Genomic DNA, 18,930 nt, shown 5'->3' with positions numbered 1-18,930 from the left:
ATTAGAAGCACATATTGCGCAGGTCTTTCTTTGAAAATAAAATGTTAAATATCAGAAAGAGCATGATGGAGGAAAACTCGGCAATGGCAGTGATGACGATCGCGATATGTGATGAAATACGAAAGGATGCACAGAGGCTGTACAGGCAGCTTTCCACACTGGTTCCTGATGCAGAGCTCCTTCTGTATCGGACCAGGGAGAGTCTTCTGAAAGGACTGGCAGAGGGACATAAGATCTGCGATCTGATATTTTTGGGACTGGATGGTGATCAGGGCAGGAGTCTGGAAACTGTACGGACAATGCGTCTGAAAGGACATTATATCCCGGTTGTACTGGTGGCAGAGAATGAGAAATTCTATAAAGAAGCATTTGAAGTGTTTGCCTATAACTATCTGGTCAAACCGGTTGAAAGTGGAGAACTGGAACATGTTCTGGAACATATCCTGGAGGTATGCAGGCGTGAAGACGGAAGAGCGCTGTATTTTCGTTACAGGACACAGGTTTATACACTGCAGCACGATCATCTGGCGTATATATCCAGTAGTCTTCACAGTGTGACATTTCATCTTACCGATGGAAAAAAGATCAGCTGCAGAGCCAGGCTGGGGGATTTTTCAGGACAGCTGTCAGACAGCAGCTTTCTGAGATGCCATCAGAGCTTTTGTATCAACATGGAGAAGGTAACTTCACTTAAGAAGAACAGTTTTGTGGTCGGACAGACGGAAATCCCAATTTCCAGAACATATTTGAAAACGGCCAGAAAGAAATACAAAGATTATTTGGCGGAGCAGAAGGTTTGCTCTTGACAGCTCCTTTTGGGTATGTTACTATAACCATACACTTTCACGTGGTAGAGTGACCATGTGATAAAGAGATAGCCGAAAAAAGGAGAATGACCATGAAGAAGAGAACAGTTGCAGTAGTAATGGCGGCAGCGATGACAATAGGAATGATGGTAACAGGAGTGAGTGTACAGGCAGGTGTTGAGGATAAGAACCTGATCGTAGGATTTGATGCTGAATATCCTCCATTCGGATATAAGGATGATAATGGAGAATATGTAGGATTTGACCTTGACCTTGCCCAGGAAGTATGTAATAATCTTGGCTGGGAACTTGTTAAGAAGCCTATCAACTGGGATTCCAAAGATATGGAGCTGAACTCCGGAACGATCGACTGTATCTGGAATGGATTTACTATCAACGGACGTGAGGATGACTATACATGGAGTGATCCATACATTAACAATGAGCAGGTGATCGTAGTTGCCAAGGATTCCGGAATTGAGAAGCTTGCGGATCTTAAGGGCAAGAACGTAGTTGTACAGGCTGCATCCGCTGCGCTGGACGCACTGAACAACGATGACAATAAGGAACTGAAGGACAGCTTTGCATCTCTTACAGAGAATCCGGACTACAACACTGCATTTATGAATATTGATTCCGGAGCTGCAGACGCTGTCGCTGTTGATATCGGTGTTGCTAATTATCAGCTTTCCCAGAGAGGCAAGGATAAATATGTGATCCTTGACGAGCCGATCCAGAACGAACAGTATGGCATCGGATTCAAGAAGGGAAATGATGAACTGAAGGATCTCGTATGGGATGAGGTCAAGAAGCTTGACGAGTCCGGCGAGGTTGACAAGCTTGCAGATAAGTATGAATTGGATAAGAGCATGCTCTGCATCAGTGAGGATAAGGATAAGACAGAGGATTCTGATTCTGCAGAAGCTGAAACAGAAGAAAATGCAGACAGCACAGAGAAAGAAACCGATTCTGAATCCAAATGATCCGGTGCAGATCCGGCACAGTAAAAACTGTGAAGATGTTTTTTTAGCTATCCAACAGCAGTAGAAATAAGAAACATAGCAGAAGCTTTTGAAGCTTCCGCATAAAAAGGAAATGAGGGTGCTTCGGCGCAGAAAGAGCTGCCGTGCACGCTCATTTCCTGTTGTTTACAGGAATTACAGGTATCAGTCCGATAAATAGGACTGATACTCCGAACCAGGAGGAAAAAAATGAGTTTTAGTGTAATGCTCCAGCAGCTGGCAGGAGGAATGCTGGTCTCTATTGAGATCTTTTTTATAACCTTGCTGTTTTCTCTGCCGCTGGGACTTCTGATCTGTTTTGGCAGAATGTCCAGAAACAAAGTAATCCGTACCATTGTATCCGGGTACATATCCATCATGAGAGGAACGCCGCTGATGCTGCAGCTGATGGTTGTATATTTCGGTCCGTATTTTATCTTCGGGATCCGTATTTCCATGGGATATAGTCTGATCGCTGTATTTATCGCATTTGCTATCAACTATGCAGCTTACTTTGCAGAAATCTACCGTGGCGGCATTGAATCCATGCCGGTGGGACAGTATGAAGCTGCAAAGATCCTTGGATACAATAAGGTACAGACATTTTTCCGCATCATCCTTCCACAGGTGATCAAGAGGATTTTGCCGTCTATTACAAATGAGGTCATTACGCTGGTCAAGGATACTTCTCTTGCGTTTGTTGTGGCAGTTGCGGAGATGTTTACCATTGCCAAGCAGATCGCAAGTGCACAGACAACAATGATGCCACTTGTGATCGCTGCGATATTTTATTATGTGTTCAACCTGATCGTGGCTGTTGTGATGCAGAAGGTTGAGAAAAGCATGAATTACTACCGCTGACCGAAATGGAGAGTATAAAATATGAAATTATTTGAAATGAAACACATCAAAAAAAACTTTGACGGACTGGAAGTTCTCAAAGATATCTCTCTTGACGTGGAAGAGGGAGAGGTTTTAAGTATCATCGGTCCTTCCGGTTCCGGCAAGTCAACCATCCTGCGTTGTGCCACAGGACTTGAGACGCCGGACAGCGGCGAGATCATCAAAAATGGTGATGTGGGACTGGTGTTCCAGCAGTTCAATCTGTTTCCGCATTTTTCTGTACTGAAAAATATAGTGGATGCACCTCTGAAGGTGCAGAAGAGAAAGAAAGATGAGGTTTACGCCCAGGCAAGAAGCCTTCTTAAGAAAATGGGCCTTGCAGACAAGGAGAAGGCATATCCTTTTCAGCTTTCCGGAGGACAGCAGCAGCGAGTTTCCATTGCCCGTGCGCTCTGTATGAATCCGAAGATCCTGTTTTTTGATGAACCTACATCTGCACTTGATCCGGAACTGACCGGTGAGATCCTGAAGGTTATCAAGGATCTTGCTCAGGAGCATATCACCATGGTGATCGTTACTCATGAAATGAATTTTGCAAGAGATATTTCCGACCGTATCATCTTTATGGATAAGGGTGTGATCGCAGTGGAGGGAACGCCACAGGAGGTATTTTCTTCCGAAAATGGCAGAATGAAGGAATTTTTGGGAAAATTCCATCAGGGTATGGAGTAACAAACGGTTGCTTTTAAAGAGGCAATGTTATATAATTTCAAGAGGCGTGAATTAACCAGAACCGGGCAGATAACGGATCTTTCGCCATTCCGGCCCGGAGGTATGTGATCAGGAGGTAGTAATGAATACAGACAGATATGTAAGCCCGCTGTCAGAGCGGTATGCAAGTAAAGAGATGCAGTATATTTTTTCTCCGGACATGAAGTTCCGCACATGGAGAAAGCTGTGGATCGCACTTGCTGAGACGGAACGTGAGCTTGGCCTTAACATTACCCAAGAGCAGATCGACGAAATGAAGGCTCATGCGGATGATATCAATTATGATGTGGCTAAGGAGCGTGAGCGTCAGGTTCGCCATGATGTAATGTCTCACGTGTATGCGTTTGGCGTACAGTGCCCGAAGGCAAAAGGCATCATCCATCTGGGAGCAACCTCCTGTTATGTAGGAGATAATACGGATATCATCGTTATGACAGAGGCACTGAAGCTTGTCCGCAAGAAACTTGTGAACGTGATCGCAGAGCTTTCCAAGTTTGCAGCGCAGTATAAGGATCAGCCAACTCTGGCGTTTACTCATTTCCAGCCGGCACAGCCGACAACCGTAGGCAAGAGGGCAACTCTCTGGACTCAGGAATTCCTGATGGATCTTGAGGACCTTGAGTATGTATTAAGCACTATGAAGCTTCTTGGCTCAAAGGGAACAACCGGTACACAGGCCAGCTTCCTGGAACTTTTTGACGGGGATCAGGAGACCATCGACAAGATCGATCCGATGATCGCAGAGAAGATGGGATTCAGATCCTGCTATCCGGTTTCCGGACAGACCTATTCCAGAAAGGTTGATACCCGTGTGCTGAATATCCTTGCGGGAATCGCTGCAAGTGCACATAAGATGTCTAACGATATTCGTCTTCTTCAGCATCTGAAGGAAGTGGAGGAGCCATTTGAGAAATCCCAGATCGGATCTTCTGCTATGGCATATAAGAGAAATCCGATGAGAAGTGAGAGAATCGCTTCCCTGTCCAGATATGTGATGATCGATGCACTGAACCCGGCGATCACATCTGCAACACAGTGGTTTGAGAGAACTCTGGACGACTCTGCAAATAAGCGTCTCAGCGTTCCGGAAGGATTCCTTGCGATCGACGGAATCCTGGATCTCTGCCTCAATGTTGTAGACGGACTGGTTGTTTATCCGAAGGTTATCGAGAAGAGACTGATGTCTGAACTTCCGTTTATGGCAACTGAGAATATCATGATGGATGCGGTTAAGGCAGGTGGAGACCGTCAGGAGCTTCATGAGCGTATCCGTGAGCTTTCCATGGAAGCAGGAAAGAACGTGAAGGTAGAGGGTAAGGATAACAATCTTCTTGAGCTGATCGCGGCAGATCCGGCGTTTAATCTGACTCTTGAGGATCTTCAGAAGGCCATGGAACCGTCCAGATATACAGGACGTGCCAAAGAGCAGACAGAAGCTTTCATTGCAAATGTGGTACAGCCGGTGCTGGATGCGCATAAAGATCTGCTTGGCGTTAAAGTTGAGATCAATGTATAATGCTGTAAGCATAAAAAGAACACAGACAGGAATGTCAGTCTTCTGTGGATGATATACAGATAACGTGGCATTCCGAATAATAGAGAAAGACACAAGGAGGAACTGTGTTATGGTAACTGCAGTAGTAGGAGCAAACTGGGGAGATGAAGGTAAAGGCAAGATCACAGATATGCTTGCTGAGAAAGCTGATATCATCGTGAGATTTCAGGGTGGAGCCAATGCGGGCCACACCATCGTAAATGATTACGGTAAATTCGCACTTCATACGCTTCCGTCAGGTGTGTTTTACGGACATACGACCAGTGTCATCGGAAACGGTGTTGCACTGAATATTCCTGTATTCTTTAAGGAGTACAATGAAGTGGTAAGCCGTGGAGTACCTGCACCGAAGATCCTGATCTCCAACAGAGCACAGATGGTAATGTCTTACCACATTCTGTTTGATCAGTACGAGGAGGAGCGTCTTGGCGGCAAGGCTTTCGGTTCCACAAAATCCGGAATCGCTCCGTTCTATTCTGACAAATATGCAAAGATCGGCTTCCAGGTAAGTGAGCTCTTTGATGAGGAAGCACTGAAAGAGAAGGTTGTACGTATCTGCGAGACCAAGAACGTAACACTTGAGCATCTCTATCATAAGCCTCTTCTGAAACCGGAAGACATTATGAATGAGCTGATGGAATACAAGAAGATGGTTGAGCCATACGTATGCGACGTATCTCTCTATCTCTGGAATGCACTGAAAGAGGGAAAACAGGTTCTTCTTGAGGGACAGCTTGGAACTCTGAAAGACCCGGATCACGGAATCTATCCGATGGTTACATCTTCTTCCACACTGGCTGCTTATGGTGCCATCGGTGCAGGCCTGCCTCCATATGAGATCAAGAAGGTCGTAACCGTATGCAAAGCTTACTCCAGTGCAGTTGGAGCAGGTGCATTCGTTTCTGAGATCTTCGGCGAGGAAGCAGATGAGCTGAGAAAACGTGGCGGTGACGGTGGTGAGTTCGGTGCTACTACAGGCCGTCCGAGACGTATGGGATGGTTTGACTGTGTTGCATCCAAATACGGATGCCGTCTCCAGGGAACTACAGACGTTGCTTTTACAGTACTGGATGTTCTGGGATATCTGGATGAGATCCCGGTTTGCACAGGCTATGAGATCGACGGAGAGGTAACAACAGAATTCCCGACAACTGTGCAGCTTGAGAAAGCAAAACCGGTTATTGAGAAGCTTCCGGGATGGAAATGCGATATCCGTGGAATCAAAAAATATGAGGATCTTCCGGAAAACTGCAGAAAATATGTAGAGTTCGTAGAAAAACATATTGGATTCCCGATCACAATGATCTCTAACGGACCAGGAAGAAGCGACATCATTTACAGATAATTATTTTTACAGTATCAGGATTATGCCAACAGGAAGCGCCGGGGAAGAATTTCTCCGGCGCCCTTTTGGTTCAAAGGGATATTCAGTTAAAATAACAGATAGAATAGCTGATGTATCATGTGAAAGGAAGTTCAATGAAAAATTTTAAAAGAATCGCGGCTCTTGCAGGTGTTATTATACTACTTCTTGTATTTTGCCTTCCCATGGTATTTGCCTGGGGAAGCAGTGAAGACGCCCAGACTTTGTTCAGGGGATCTTTTGCAGCAGCAGTTTTGGTACCGATCGTGGCATATGTTTTCTGGATGTCGTACCGGATCTGGGGAAATAAAAAGCCGAGGGAGGATAAAAACCGTATGATCGAGAATATTATTTTTGATGTGGGAAATGTGCTGATGGGCTATGACTGGGAAGAGTATCTTCGAAGCTATGACTTCCCGGAAGAAAAGTATCAGAAAATCGCAGATGCAGTATTTCGAAACCCGATCTGGGAGGAACAGGATCGTGGACAGCATGAGGAATCCTGGTATGTAGATAAATTTGTGGAAAGTGCACCGGAATATGAAGAAGATATCCGTGAGGTGGTACGACGTGATCCGGAATGTATGCATCTGTATGATTATGCGGAAACCTGGGTGAAATATCTCAAAAATCAGGGATATCATCTCTATGTCCTTTCCAACTACGGAACTTATATGCTGGATCGTACAAAGCAGGATATGTCTTTTCTGAAATATATGGACGGAGCGGTATTTTCCTGTGATGTGCAGCAGATTAAGCCGGAAGTGGATATTTACAAAACACTTCTGAAGCGTTACAGCCTGAAACCGGAGAAATCGGTATTTCTGGATGATCGTGCCGTGAATTGCGAGGGAGCCGGAAGAGCCGGTATCCATACCATCCGGTTTGAGAATCTGAAGCAGGCGGCGAAGGAGCTTGAGAAGCTTGGTGTGAAATGACCTTCAGTGTGAAAAGAGAAACGCAGAGGACCTGCACCATCGCGAAGCCCTCTGCATTCTAAAGGGGAGGATATGATAAGTATATCCCGGAACGGCATCTGTTATACAGAAAATATATAAGATTTATTCCCTGTTCTTCTTCCGATATTCACCAGGAGTCATTCCATATGCTTTTTTAAAAGTACGCATAAAATGTTCCGGACTTTCATATCCTACAAGTTCGCAGATCGCAAGATTGCTGAGAGATGTTTCACGCAGGGCGCGGCATGCCTGGTCCAGCTTGATATCCCGGATGATCTGCAAAAACGTGCGCCCGGTACTCTCTCTGATCAGAGTACTGAAGTGAGAAATACTGTAGCCAAAATGCCTCGCAGCGTCACGTAAAGTGACGCTTTGATAGTTGCAGTTCAGGTAGTTTAGGATTTCCGTCACAGATTTCCCGGTGCTGTTCTTTGTAAGGATGGATTCAATATCATTTTCGTGAAAACGCAGCAGCATGGCCCAGAACATGACCAGCATGGAGTTGAGAAAGGTGCAGCTGTATTTGGCGTGGCCGAGATATTCGATATAGAGATTTTCCAGCATGTCATGGATCTGTGCATCATTTCCACTGTGAAAGATCAGATAATTTCCCACGGTCTTGCGGTACAGCACATGGGCAAAAAACTGCGTCAGGGCACTGTCTGCCGTCAGTGACTGGAAGAATGTGGACTGAAAGGTGGAGCTACGTACCAGAATATTAAAAGCAACACTGTCATCAAAGATCCCCACACTGTGAGTGGTATGCGGTGGGATGATACAGATATCTCCGGTATGCAAAGTGTGTTCAATCCCCTGTATCGTAGTGTGGGCAGTTCCGTCATACAGACAGAGGATCTCAAAAAATTCATGTTCATGGGGAAAAACAGGGGTATAGCGGTAATGCTTGGAAAGCACGATATTGCCATTTATATCATGAAAAAGATCGGTTTCTTTCATATAGGGATACCAGGCTTCGGTCTGAAGCTCCGGTACATAAAGCCGGTGTTCATAAATCTTTTTACGGTCCAGTGTCAGGCAATATTCATGAAAAGTCTCCGGATGTTCCTTCTCCTGCAGATAAAGTGTCTTATAAAAAGTTTCATCGTCGTTGTAGGAATAAATATATTTCTGAAATTCTTCTCTGGTAAACTTCATGACTGTCCTCTTTCCATGTAACTTTTTCATAACAGGTGAGTAAAGTATATCATAATCACCCAAAAAAACATCAGTGTTTTATAAAAAAAATCACAATTGGAAGAAAAAGTGAAAAAGTGTATAGTGATGCAGAAAGAATCATCGAAGAACTGGATGAAAGGAGAATATCCATATAATGGCAGAGGTAAGTATTGATCTTAATATGGTCCGTGTGACCAATGAGGATTTTGTAAAAAAAGCAGAAGCATGTACACCGGAGTTACTGAAAACGGTAGTTCGTCCGGTTTCTATTGTAGACATCGTAAAAACAGAGGAGGTCTATCCGGAGGTTCACAAAAAGGATGAGATCAAAAATCTTTCAGGCTATCATCTTGCAAAGGGAGACAAGATCTGTCTGGATTTTGGAGATCATCAGGTAGGATACGTGACCCTGAAGCTGAACTCTGTAGGAAGTCCTCAGGACGCACCGGCATTTTTTAGATTGAAGTTCGGAGAGATCGCCAAGGAGATGACCGAGGATTCTGCAGACTATGACGGATGGATCAGCAGAAGCTGGATACAGGAAGAATTTATCCATATCGATGTTCTTCCGGCAGAGCTGAAGCTTCCGAGAAGATATGCCTTCCGTTATATGGAAATCGAAGCTATAGACACTTCCATGAAATGGCAGATGGTAGTGGAAGATGTATTCTGTACCAGTGTTTCTTCTGTCAGAATGGAAGATGTGAAGCCGGTGAAAAGTGAGGATGAAGTGATCCGCAGACTGGATCGTGTCAGTCTTCGTACCCTGCAAAACTGCATGCAGACCGTATTTGAGGACGGCCCCAAGAGAGACCGCCGTCTGTGGCTTGGAGATTTAAGACTTCAGGCGCTTGCAAATTATGAGACATTCCACAACATGGAGCTGGTAAAAAGATGCCTGTATCTGTTTGCAGGCCAGACAAAGGACAATGGACAGGTAAGTGCCTGCCTTTTCACAGAACCGAAATTTATTGTGGATGATACCTTCCTTCTGGATTACTCCATGTTCTTCGGAGCAACCCTCTGTGACTACTACGAAGCATCCGGTGACAAGGAGGCCTTAAAGGATTTAAGTGCCTGTGCATACCGTCAGATGGAGATCGCAAAAGAGCAGTTCGATGAAAACGGACTTATGAAAAACGGAGATGGTTTCTGGGGCTTTATCGACTGGACAGAGGGTCTGAACAAGCAGAGCGCAATGCAGGGTGTTTATATCTACTGTGCGAAGAAAGTACAGAAGATCGCAGAACTCCTCGGAGATATGGAAAAAGCAGAAGAACTGAAAAAAGAGGCTGAGGCAAAAACAGCATCTGCAAAAAAATATCTTTTTGATGAAGAGAGCGGGCTGTTCGTCAGTGGCGACGAAAAACAGATCAACTATGCAAGTCAGGTATGGATGGTCCTGGCGGAAGCAGTCAGCGGCGAAGAAGGAGCGGAAATACTGGATCGTCTGGTGGAACTGAAACCGGAAAAAGGAATGGTTTCTCCGTATATGAACCATCATTTTGTGGAAGCACTTCTGATGTGTGGTAAAAAAGACCAGGCAATGAAATATATGAAATATTACTGGGGCGGAATGATAAGCCACGGTGCGGATACATTCTGGGAGCTTTATAATCCTGAAAATCCTGCAGAATCTCCATATGGAAGCAGCATTGTCAACAGCTACTGCCACGCATGGAGCTGCACTCCGACTTATCTTCTCAGAAAATATTTTAACTGAAGCAGGTAAGTCCCCTGCGGGGGGGGCGCGAATTTATGCGATCAGCATAAATTCTGTGCATCGCGAAGCGTGTTATTGAGAACGGAGTGAACAGTAACTCAGTGTGATAAAATAACTCGGATATGAAACAGATATATTTGATTTCTTCGCCAAAAGATGATATAATAAGTAGAAATTGCGAAGCGGAATATAAATCTCCGTCTTATTTATCTAAAATTTTGGAAAAGAGGATCAGACAATGAGCGATATGACAATTCTTGAGCAGTGGCGTTCCATTGCTTATAATCAGAATGCAGATAAGAATAAGCTTCAGCGCTTCTGGGCAAATTATTTTAACATTGAAAAGAATATTTATGAGCAGCTTCTTGAGAACCCGGATGAGGTTGTTTCCGGAACTGTAAAAGAGCTTGCTGAGAAATACGGTCAGGATGTTATGACTATGGTTGGTTTCCTTGACGGAATCAATGACAGTCTGAAGGTTCCGAACCCGATCGAGACCATGGATGAGAATACCAAGGTAAACCTTGCATTTGATAAAGAGGCACTCTATAAGAACATGGTAGATGCCAAGGCTGACTGGCTTTACAACCTTCCTCAGTGGGACAAGATCTTCACAGAAGAGAAAAAGAAAACTCTCTACATGGAGCAGAAGAAATCCGGCACAGTTGTGAAACCGCACAAGGTCGGAAGAAACGATCCGTGCCCATGCGGAAGCGGCAAGAAATACAAACACTGCTGCGGAAGATAATGAGCGTAAAGAAGAATCTGGATTACATTATCGTGTTAGGTGCCCATGTGGACGGAACACGGATGACACTTGCCCTTCTGGAACGAGCCAGAAGGGCTCTTCTTTATCTTGAAGAAAATCCGGGGACGAAAGCAGTGCTCTCCGGAGGAAAAGGTGATGGAGAAAATATTTCCGAGGCAGAGGCTATGTATCGCTATCTTACCGGTCACGGAATAGACGGGGACAGACTGATACGGGAAGAGGAATCCACCAGTACGAAAGAGAATTTGGAATTCAGCTGCAGAAAGATTGGAAACACAGACTGTTCCGTAGGCGTGGTGACGAACAATTTTCATGTATGGAGGGGCGCGGCCATTGCGAGAAAATGTGGCTTTCGGGAAGTGATAATGGTACCTTCCCGGTATCGAAGCTGGCGTCTTTTTATCTACATTCCCCGTGAGATTCTGGCCATTATCAAAGATAAACTCATGGGAAATCTGTAGATCTGTGCGAGAAGAGAAATCTCAAAAATTTTGTCAACATGCGTTGACAAATAAAAATACTGCGCTTATAATGAACCACAGAAAAAGAAATAAAAAACACGCTGACGAGACGAGTAAGCTGTGAAACGTTACAGAGAGAGATGTGAAGTGCTGGAAACATCTTATCGGGAAACAGCCGAAGACTACCTCTGAGTGGCCCCAATCCGGTCCGGTGATTCCGTTATCATCATAATTGAGAGGCTTTGTATCCTGGCATGACCGGGCAGCAGAGCAAGCAGGGTGGAACCGCGAGAATGAATGAACTCGTCCCTTACAGTATGTGATGTACTGTGAGGGATTTTTTTATTGCAGAATCTCTTGCAAAAGCAGACACATGCTGTGTATCATAGAAACTTCATTTAAAATGAAAGGAGAAAAAAACAATGATCATTACATTAAAAGACGGCTCAAAAAAAGAATACGCAGAAGCAAAATCTGTGATCGATATCGCCTATGACATCAGCGAAGGTCTCGCACGTGCAGCATGTGCAGGAGAGGTAAACGGAGAGGTTGTAGATCTTCGTACCGTTCTTGACAGTGACTGTGAACTGAACATCCTCACAGCGAAAGACGAGAAGGGCCTTGCAGTTCTCCGCCATACAGCATCTCACGTAATGGCACAGGCTGTACAGAACTTATACCCGGAGGCAAAGGTTGCCATCGGACCATCCATTGATACAGGCTTCTACTATGATTTCGACCACGAGCCATTTTCCCGGGAGGATCTTGACGCCATCGAAAAAGAAATGAAAAAGATCATCAAAAAAGGCGCTAAGATCGAGCGTTTCACAAAATCCCGTGAAGATGCTATTGCATACTTTAAGGAGAAAAACGAGCCATATAAGGTTGAGCTTATCGAGGATCTTCCGGAGGGCGAAGAGATTTCCTTCTATTCCCAGGGAGACTGGACAGATCTTTGCGCAGGACCTCATCTGATGAGCGTAAAAGGTGTGAAAGCATTTAAGCTTCTTTCTTCTTCCAGCGCATACTGGAGAGGCAGCGAGAAGAATGCAATGCTCACACGTATCTACGGAACTGCCTATGCTACAAAGGATGAGCTGAAAGAGCATCTGGAGCAGATGGAAGAGGCAAAGAGACGTGACCATAACAAGCTTGGTCGTGAGATGAAGATCTTCACAACTGTAGATGTGATCGGACAGGGACTTCCGCTTATCATGCCAAACGGTGTGATCATGATGCAGGAGCTTCAGCGCTGGATCGAGGATGAGGAGACAAAGCGTGGATATGTAAGAACAAAAACTCCTCTTATGGCAAAGAGTGATCTTTACAAGATCTCCGGACACTGGGATCATTACAAGGACGGTATGTTCGTACTTGGTGATGAGGAGAAGGATAAAGAGGTTTACGCACTTCGTCCGATGACATGCCCGTTCCAGTACTATGTATACAAAGCAGAGCAGCACAGCTATCGTGATCTGCCAATCCGTCTTGGAGAGACCTCCACATTGTTCCGTAACGAGGATTCCGGTGAGATGCACGGCCTGACACGAGTTCGTCAGTTTACGATCTCTGAGGGACATCTGATCGTAAGACCGGATCAGATGGTAAAAGAGTTCAAGGATTGTATCGCACTTGCCCAGTACTGTCTCCAGGTACTTGGTGTTGAGGAGGATGTAACCTATCATCTTTCCAAATGGGATCCGAAAAATAAAGAGAAATACATCGGTGAGCCGGAAGTATGGGAGGAGACAGAAGGTCATATCCGCCAGATGCTGAACGAGCTGAATATTCCGTTTACAGAAGATGTAGGAGAAGCTGCTTTCTACGGACCGAAGGTTGATATCAACGCAAAGAACGTATACGGAAAAGAAGACACCATGATCACAATCCAGTGGGATGCACTTCTTGCAGAGCAGTTTGATATGTACTATATCGATGAGAATGGCGACAAACAGCGTCCGTACATCATCCACCGTACATCCATGGGATGCTATGAGAGAACACTGGCATGGCTCATTGAGAAATACGCAGGAATGTTCCCGACATGGCTGTGTCCGGAGCAGGTTCGTGTGATCCCAATCTCCGAGAAATTCAATGATTATGCGCAGAAGGTTGAGGCCGAGATGAAAGAAGCCGGAATCCGCTGCTCCGTTGACGGACGTTCCGAGAAAATGGGTTACAAGATCCGTGAGGCACGTCTTGAAAGAGTACCGTACATGCTCATTGTCGGTGCAAAAGAGGAAGAGGAAGGCAAGGTTTCCGTAAGAAGCCGTTATCTTGGAGATGAAGGCATGAAAGATCTCGGAGAGTTCATTACCTTTATCAAAGAGGAGATCAAGAATAAGACTATCCGTAAGATCGAGGTTCAGGAAGAAAAGAAATAAATCATAAACGAAAAAGATCCCGTCGGCAGATTGTTAAAACTGTCGGCGGGATTTTTGACGCAGCAAATTATTTTGTAATGTTGCGACATAAAACACAGTTGAAGAATGCGCCTGCTGTAAAAAGAACCCAGAGACCTACGGTAATGCTCCAATTGGTGTGCTCTGCCAAGATTCCGATTCCCAGAGTAGAAATGGCAGTTCCCATATACGCAACTGCATTCAGAAAACCGGAAATGGTAGCCACACGACCCTGCTTTTCATATCGCAACGGATAGATGCTGACATATAGGGTGTTAACTGCCATCATGGAAGTGGTAGTAAGGGCAAAAAGAACAGTGGTGAGAAAAATGGAAATATGTCCAAGCATCCACAGTAAAGTGAGGGAAAGAGTAGAAATTCCGAAAAAAACAGCAGCAGCAAGCGTTTCGTTTTTCTGACATTTAATATATACATATCTTGCAAGATAAGCGCCGGCAAGATTGAAAATAGGAAGTAATGTGGTAATTAGTACAGAAAAAGAAGGGGAAGTAAGAAAATTCTCGGAAATGTATGTGGGAACCCAGGTGGTAACTCCGTCTTTTAACATTCCATGGATCATGATAGGGAATAAAAGCAGGAAGATTCCACTGGTTCGGATCAATCCCAAGAATGGTGACTTTTCTGATACAGAAAAGTCGGAAATATTTTTGCCGACGATGTCTGTTTGTCTGCATACAGCGGAAAAACCCACTTTCCAGACCAGCGCAACGATAAAAAGAAGTATGGAAGCAACGGTAAATACAGATTTCCATCCGGACAGATGAAGGATGATAGCAGAAAGGAGATAGGAAGCCAGAGTTCCGGATGCTTGTGAAGAAACAATATCAATAGAGTATTTAAGCTTTCTGCGACTATCCAGCATTTCCGAGAAGATACGGATGATGGGAGGCCAGATCATAGCCTGAGCGTAACCGTTGATTCCCCAGACTGCGGCCATGAAAGGATAAAGAGAAATCAGAGGCATGAGAAAATTCATAACCGCAGCTAGAAAAAGACCGGTAAAGATCATTTTCTGAGGCGGCAGCCAATCTCCGAGAATGCCGTTGAGGAGCTGACCAAAGCCGTAGGAGAAAAAATAAAGCATACTGATAAAACCGGCATGACTTTGGGTAAGAATTCCGGTTTGAATCATATCGGACATTGCAGAGGAATAATTCAGTCTTCCGATATATGCTGTAAAATAGGCAATCCAGCACAGCAGGAAAAGAAAAAATGCTGTGCTGGAATTTTTTATTTTGCCAAGTTTGTTCATGAGATACCTCCGGAAAAATAAAGGAGTATTTAATGAAGGTGAAGAATATCTTCTTTTAAAATCTGGAGATGAAGGAGTTCGCCGGTCTTTCGCTGTCTGTTGGTTTCGAACAGGGCATCTGCGCGAAGCTCAATGCCGTTGCAGTCAATTGTATAGGAAATAGTGGTTCCGCGAAGCATTACGCCGGTGATTTTTCCTTGGAATCGAACTGCATCATCCAGAATTTCGGAAGTAATCAGAATAGCTTCCGGGCGGATGGCAACAAAATCACAATCTGAGGAACATCCGCATAGTTTCTGAAGATCAGTGCGGCTTAAAATGTTGTAATGCCCAATAAAGTTTGCGGCAAATTTTGTCTGAGGATGTGTATAAATATCTGCAGGAGAACCGGATTGTTCAATTTTTCCAACGTTAAAAAGATGGATAGTATCAGACATAACCATGGCTTCTTCCTGATCATGTGTAACAAAAATAGTAGTCATTTTCAGATTTTGCTGGATTTTTCGGATTTCTACCTGCAGATTTCTTCGAAGAAGCGCGTCAATGGCACTTAACGGTTCATCAAGTAGAAGAACTTTTGGTTCCATTATGATGGCACGTGCCAGTGCAACACGTTGCTGCTGCCCTCCGGAGAGCTGACGTGGATACTGATCCAGTTTATCGGATAGACCTACAGTACAAAGAACATCTTTTACTTTCTCGGCGATGAAACGTTTATCTTTTTTTTGCATTTGAAGACCAAAGGCAACATTCTGGCGTACGGTCATATTTGGAAAAAGGCTGTACTGCTGAAAGACCATACCGATTTTTCTCTGCTTTGGGGTGAAATCCGTAATGTTGGTTCCGTCAAGATAAATTTCTCCGTCTGTAACTGTTTCCAGTCCGGAAAAGCAGCGAAGAAGGGTGCTTTTTCCACAGCCGGAGGGTCCGAGAAGGGTAACAAATTCTCCCTCATCAATAGAAAAATCAATGCCCTTGAGGACTTCGTTATTTCCAAAACTTTTATGAATATTTCTGAATTCAATATATGCCATTTTATACCACCCTTATCTCTTTCTGTTTTGAAATTTAAAAACCAGCTGTGAAATGATCAGAGTAACTGTAAACATGATGATTACGATTACGCATTGATACTGAAGCACGATCAGTCGGCTGTTGTACAGTAACATCTGAACGGTTTCGTATTTGTTTCCTGCGATGATCTTAATGACGGCGAAATCACCGAAAACAGTAGAAAGTGCCAGAAGTGAGGAAACCAGAATACCGGCCAGCATATTTGGAAGAATAATACGGATAAAAGCATACAGCTTTCCGGCACCGAGAATCTCGGCTGCTTCCAGAAGGCGGGTAACATTGATTCCGTGAAGGTTGTTACGGATTCCCTGATAAACAAAAGGCAGAATAGAAATGCTGTAGATACATACAAGCATGACCATACGATTGGAAAAGAAGGTAACGCCACCGGCGTAAAGCGCCAGAACCGGAATCGCGATGGTTACACCTTTCAGGGAGTTGGGAATCATGCAGATCGTCTGGATGTACTTCTCAAGTTTTGGATAATAAACAACGGAGGTATACAGTGCCAGAATCACAACAATGTTGCAGATCAGGATTGGTGGAATACTGATCAGAATTCCGCGCAGGATAGCCGGCCACAGAGTGGGTTCTGTAAATGCCTGTATCCAGTATTTGAATGTCCAGCCTGCGGGAAACAGCTTTGTCCATCCTATGGTAAAGGAATAGATAAGCGTTGCTGCAAACGGAATCAGAAGGAAAATGCTGGCAAGGGTAATGATAACATAGGGCATTTTTTTCTTACGTTTCATACCTGTTCCCCTCCTTTACAAGCGAGTTTTTTCAGAAGATTACAGATACAGATAACAGCTAGCATGATCAGGATCATCCATATGGCAAGTGCAGATCCCATTTCTTTCTGCGGTGTCATTTCGCCGGTAAACATGGTTGTGATCTTTACCGGAAGAAGCGGGATGCTGGTAGTTACCAGAAGAAGAACAGTGGCGTAAGCTGTGATCGCATTTGCAAAAAGCAGGGCAAACGTATCGAGAAGACTTGGAAGCATTACAGGAATACCAATCCTTGTCCAAAAATGAAAAGGAGAGGCTTCCAAGATTTCGGCGGCTTCTTTCCAGGAAGAATCCACTGCTTGAAAAGCGGGAACCAGCATCAGACTGCCCAGGGGCAGCTGAAAGTAAATAAACATCAGCAAAAGCCCCTGAATAGAATACAGACGGAAAACCGTGGACAGCTGTATACCGATCGCACGCAGTGCAAGTACAAAAATTCCGGTATTTCCGAGAATAACGACAAATGAAAAATAAAGTGGTAATCCGGCAAAATTTGATACCATATTCAGCATGGATAACATCCGGCTCTGGCCATTTTTGCCTAGTTCATTAACTGCCCAGGCAATGAGAAAAGAGAGAACCAGACCGATAATCGTAGAAGTAAAGGACAAATACAGACTGTTGCTGGTTGCTACCTGATAAATGGAATCCGTAAAGATGTTTTTGTAATTATTTAATGTAAAAGCGCCCGTTTCCGGTGATAAAAAACTTTTCTGGATCATGCTTATAATTGGCAGAAAGATAAACAGTATGGCCAGCAAAAGCAGCGGAAGAAGCGGTATCAGCTTTTGAAGGTTACGAACTTTTTTCATTTGGCAGTCCTCCATATTACTGAACCAGAGGAAGAACTTCTCTTTCCCACAATTCAGCGATTTTTGCACAGGCATTGTTTAATGCATCCACATCAGAAATGTTTGTGCAGTTTTTATAAAGATCATCATCAAGAAGTTTGGATTTAACATCATTAGGAAGAGTTACATCCTGTTTAGTTGGGCGGGCATAGCCTTCTGCACGGTTGATGGCACCTTCATCACTACAGAGATATTCGATGGCAAGACCGGCTGCGTTTGGATGAGGAGCATATTTGTTGATGATCTGGGCGTAACCGTTTGTTACAGAGCCATCGGATGGAATCGTAATATCAAGCTCCATGGATGGATTTTCCGCAATGATATTATCTCTCCATGCAAGAACCGAGTAATCATAGTTTCCTACGCAGCATACCATTTCACCACTTGCCAGACGGGCAGAAGTTGTATCACCGGTGTCGAGACGTCCGGCTTTTGCAAGCTCTTTGAAATAATCAATGCCGGGCTGTACATTGTCCATGGATCCGCCATTTGCGATGGCGCAGGATAAAACTGCAACCTGTGATGCCGCGCCACCAAGAACATTTCCGACAGATACGAGATAATCTCCGCTCTTTACTTCTTCCCAGGATGTCGGGCATTTGCCATCGGTGAATTCTGTGTTTGCGATAAATGCAAGGGATCCTGTGTAAGTCATGATCCAGCGTCCGTCCGGGTCTTTTGCCCAGTCAGGGAAGGAATCCCATGTGGAAGCTTTGTAAGTACCGATGACATCCTGTTTGATGGCTTCCGGGGTCATGGAAAGACCGATGTCACCGATATCTTTGGTAGGGTCGTCCTTTTCAGCTGCAAACTGTGAAAGCTCTTCTGCAGAAGTCATATCCACATCTCCGTGAGAGATGCCATAAGTATCGGTGATCGCTTCCCAGGAACCTTTCCAGTTTGCCCAGTCATCAGGCATTCCGACAGACTGAAGATTTCCTTCTTTCTGCGCATTTTTGATCAGATCGTCAAGACTCATTTCCTCGCCGTTTAAAACAACTTTTGCGTTGTCAGCGGCGCTGACGGGAACGGCACAGATCAGCATGGACGCGGAAATAGCTGCGGTTAATGCGGTACTCAGTAAAGATAAAGTTCGTTTTTTCATGGGTAAA

17 protein-coding genes are annotated in these 18,930 nt (G+C 44.5%); 11 read left to right on the top strand and 6 right to left on the bottom strand.

Going from position 1 to position 18,930, the window contains the following annotated elements:
• The first annotated feature begins 83 nt into the window (after positions 1-83).
• From DWX61_RS04715 to DWX61_RS04685, 7 genes are all read left to right on the top strand, one after another.
• Positions 84-806 carry a LytR/AlgR family response regulator transcription factor gene (locus DWX61_RS04715; protein WP_182433950.1) on the top strand — a complete coding sequence of 241 codons (723 nt, stop codon included), beginning with the start codon at positions 84-86 and terminating at the stop codon, positions 804-806.
• A gap of 92 nt (positions 807-898) precedes the next feature.
• A complete protein-coding gene (locus tag DWX61_RS04710; RefSeq protein ID WP_118624085.1) occupies positions 899-1,789 on the top strand; it encodes an amino acid ABC transporter substrate-binding protein in 891 nt (296 codons plus the stop codon).
• 228 nt (positions 1,790-2,017) lie between these two features.
• Positions 2,018-2,668: an amino acid ABC transporter permease gene (locus tag DWX61_RS04705; protein WP_118624083.1), complete on the top strand. Its 651-nt coding sequence runs from the start codon at positions 2,018-2,020 to the stop codon at positions 2,666-2,668.
• 21 nt (positions 2,669-2,689) lie between these two features.
• A complete protein-coding gene (locus DWX61_RS04700) occupies positions 2,690-3,382 on the top strand; it encodes an amino acid ABC transporter ATP-binding protein (protein ID WP_118513100.1) in 693 nt (230 codons plus the stop codon).
• A 121-nt stretch (positions 3,383-3,503) separates the two neighbouring features.
• Entirely contained in the window at positions 3,504-4,937 is a 1,434-nt protein-coding gene (gene purB / locus DWX61_RS04695; protein ID WP_118624081.1) for an adenylosuccinate lyase, read from the top strand.
• A gap of 109 nt (positions 4,938-5,046) precedes the next feature.
• Positions 5,047-6,321: an adenylosuccinate synthase gene (locus tag DWX61_RS04690; protein WP_118513102.1), complete on the top strand. Its 1,275-nt coding sequence runs from the start codon at positions 5,047-5,049 to the stop codon at positions 6,319-6,321.
• A 134-nt stretch (positions 6,322-6,455) separates the two neighbouring features.
• Positions 6,456-7,277 carry an HAD family hydrolase gene (locus tag DWX61_RS04685; protein WP_118624079.1) on the top strand — a complete coding sequence of 274 codons (822 nt, stop codon included), beginning with the start codon at positions 6,456-6,458 and terminating at the stop codon, positions 7,275-7,277.
• A 123-nt stretch (positions 7,278-7,400) separates the two neighbouring features.
• Here the strand turns inward: DWX61_RS04685 and DWX61_RS04680 are convergent, their stop codons facing one another.
• A complete protein-coding gene (locus DWX61_RS04680; RefSeq protein WP_182433949.1) occupies positions 7,401-8,453 on the bottom strand; it encodes a helix-turn-helix transcriptional regulator in 1,053 nt (350 codons plus the stop codon).
• Between the two features lie 175 nt (positions 8,454-8,628).
• On the opposite strand from DWX61_RS04680, the gene DWX61_RS04675 reads away from it, so the two are divergent.
• From DWX61_RS04675 to thrS, 4 genes are all read left to right on the top strand, one after another.
• Complete coding sequence (locus DWX61_RS04675) at positions 8,629-10,197, top strand: alpha-L-rhamnosidase-related protein (RefSeq protein WP_118624075.1); 1,569 nt, start codon at positions 8,629-8,631, stop codon at positions 10,195-10,197.
• 247 nt (positions 10,198-10,444) lie between these two features.
• Entirely contained in the window at positions 10,445-10,945 is a 501-nt protein-coding gene (locus DWX61_RS04670; protein ID WP_227573728.1) for an SEC-C metal-binding domain-containing protein, read from the top strand.
• Positions 10,945-11,427 carry a YdcF family protein gene (locus DWX61_RS04665; protein ID WP_118513106.1) on the top strand — a complete coding sequence of 161 codons (483 nt, stop codon included), beginning with the start codon at positions 10,945-10,947 and terminating at the stop codon, positions 11,425-11,427. The genes DWX61_RS04670 and DWX61_RS04665 overlap by 1 nt, the downstream gene beginning before the upstream one ends.
• 422 nt (positions 11,428-11,849) lie before the next feature.
• On the top strand, positions 11,850-13,811 hold the full coding sequence (gene thrS / locus DWX61_RS04660; RefSeq protein WP_118624073.1) for a threonine--tRNA ligase: 1,962 nt from the start codon (positions 11,850-11,852) through the stop codon (positions 13,809-13,811).
• A gap of 67 nt (positions 13,812-13,878) precedes the next feature.
• On the opposite strand, the gene DWX61_RS04655 is transcribed toward thrS, so the two are convergent.
• Genes DWX61_RS04655 through DWX61_RS04635 form a run of 5 tightly spaced genes read right to left on the bottom strand, consistent with a single transcriptional unit; the run spans position 13,879 to position 18,923 of the window.
• On the bottom strand, positions 13,879-15,102 hold the full coding sequence (locus tag DWX61_RS04655) for an MFS transporter (RefSeq protein ID WP_118624071.1): 1,224 nt from the start codon (positions 15,100-15,102) through the stop codon (positions 13,879-13,881).
• 29 nt (positions 15,103-15,131) lie between these two features.
• Positions 15,132-16,136: an ABC transporter ATP-binding protein gene (locus tag DWX61_RS04650; protein WP_118624069.1), complete on the bottom strand. Its 1,005-nt coding sequence runs from the start codon at positions 16,134-16,136 to the stop codon at positions 15,132-15,134.
• A gap of 12 nt (positions 16,137-16,148) precedes the next feature.
• Positions 16,149-16,928 (bottom strand): ABC transporter permease, encoded by a 780-nt coding sequence (locus DWX61_RS04645; protein WP_118624067.1) that lies wholly within the window; start codon positions 16,926-16,928, stop codon positions 16,149-16,151.
• Positions 16,925-17,779 (bottom strand): ABC transporter permease, encoded by an 855-nt coding sequence (locus tag DWX61_RS04640; protein WP_182433948.1) that lies wholly within the window; start codon positions 17,777-17,779, stop codon positions 16,925-16,927. Before DWX61_RS04640 ends, DWX61_RS04645 begins: the two co-directional genes overlap by 4 nt.
• A gap of 16 nt (positions 17,780-17,795) precedes the next feature.
• Positions 17,796-18,923 carry an extracellular solute-binding protein gene (locus DWX61_RS04635; RefSeq protein ID WP_118624063.1) on the bottom strand — a complete coding sequence of 376 codons (1,128 nt, stop codon included), beginning with the start codon at positions 18,921-18,923 and terminating at the stop codon, positions 17,796-17,798.
• Positions 18,924-18,930 lie beyond the last annotated feature (7 nt).

The organism is Ruminococcus sp. AF20-12LB, assembly GCF_003478985.1.
Taxonomy (GTDB): Bacteria; Bacillota; Clostridia; order Lachnospirales; family Lachnospiraceae; genus Blautia_A.
The sequence above is the reverse complement of the archived record's forward strand: the minus strand, read 5'-3'. Positions and strand labels throughout refer to the sequence as shown.